We start from the raw sequence: 1,273 nt of genomic DNA on the forward strand, positions 1-1,273 counted from the left end.
GCCGGACTTGAACAGCTGCGTCAGGCCGTTGACCTGGAAGATGCAGGCACCGCCCTTGGCGTGGCCGGTGAGCGTCTTCTGCGAGATGACAAACAGCGGGTTGCCGTCGGTGCGGCCGATGGCGTGGGCCAGCGTGTTGTGCAGTTCGGACTCGTTCGGGTCGTTGGCGTTGGTGGACGTGTCGTGCTTGGAGACCACTGCGATGTCGTCCGGGGCGACGCCGAGCTTGGCGAGGTCGCGAACCAGCTTGGAATCCTTGCCACCCATGCCGGCGGCGAGCGCGCCAAGTCCCGGAGCCGGGATGGAGGTGTGCGCGCCGTCCGCGTAGGAGTGGACGAATCCGACCACGCCGGCGACCGGCAGACCGAGCTTCAGCGCGATGTCGCCGCGGGTCAGCAGGATGGTGCCGCCGCCCTGGGACTCGACGAAGCCGCCGCGACGACGGTCGTTCGCACGGGAGAAGAAGCGCGCGTCGATGCCCTTGGCGTACATCTCCTCCGAGTTGGCGGTGGCGTTCATGTTGCCGAAGCCGATGACGGATTCCACGCCGATGTCGTCGATCGCGCCGGTGACCACGAAGTCGGCCTTGCCGAGGGCGATCTTGTCGGCGCCTTCCTCAAGGGAGACGGCGGCGGTGGCGCAGGCGGAGACCGGCTGGATCATGTTGCCGTAGCCGCCGATGTAGGACTGCATCACATGCGCCGCGACGACGTTCGGCAGGGCTTCCTGCAGGATGTCGGTCGGGATCTCGTGGTTGAGGAACCGATCCAGGTACAGCTTCCTCATGGAGGCCATGCCGCCGAAGCCGGTGCCTTGGGTGGAGGCCACCATGGACGGGTGCACGGCCGCGAGGATCTCCGCCGGGGTGAAGCCCGCGGACAGGTACGCGTCCACCGTGGTGACGATGTTCCACAGCGCGATCTCGTCGACGTCGCCGACCATGGAGGCCGGAATGCCCCACTTGACCGGGTCGAAGCCCTTCGGGAACTGGCCGCCCACCGTGCGGGTCATCGCCGCGCGACGCGGCACGCGGATCATCGAACCGGCGTGACGGGTGACGTTCCATTCACCGGATTCGGCGTCGGCCTCGAAACTGGTGTGCGCCTCGTCGAGCTTGACGTATTCCTCGGCGATCTCGCGGGTCGGGACGGAGAAGGTCACGTCGTGGTCGAGGAACACTTCGGCTTCCTCTTCGTCGGCGCCATCCTTGTAGTCGCCGCCCATGCCCTCTTCGAACGGACGGATGCCGGAACGGGCCACGACCTCGTCGTGG

General features: G+C 67.1%; 1 protein-coding gene. It reads right to left on the reverse strand.

The window, feature by feature from the left end:
* On the reverse strand, positions 1–1,273 hold a 1,273-nt coding region (locus B3C64_RS03960; RefSeq protein WP_291533887.1), incomplete at both ends, for a beta-ketoacyl synthase N-terminal-like domain-containing protein.

This window comes from Bifidobacterium sp. UBA6881 (assembly GCA_002451435.1).
Taxonomy (GTDB): Bacteria; Actinomycetota; Actinomycetes; order Actinomycetales; family Bifidobacteriaceae; genus Bifidobacterium.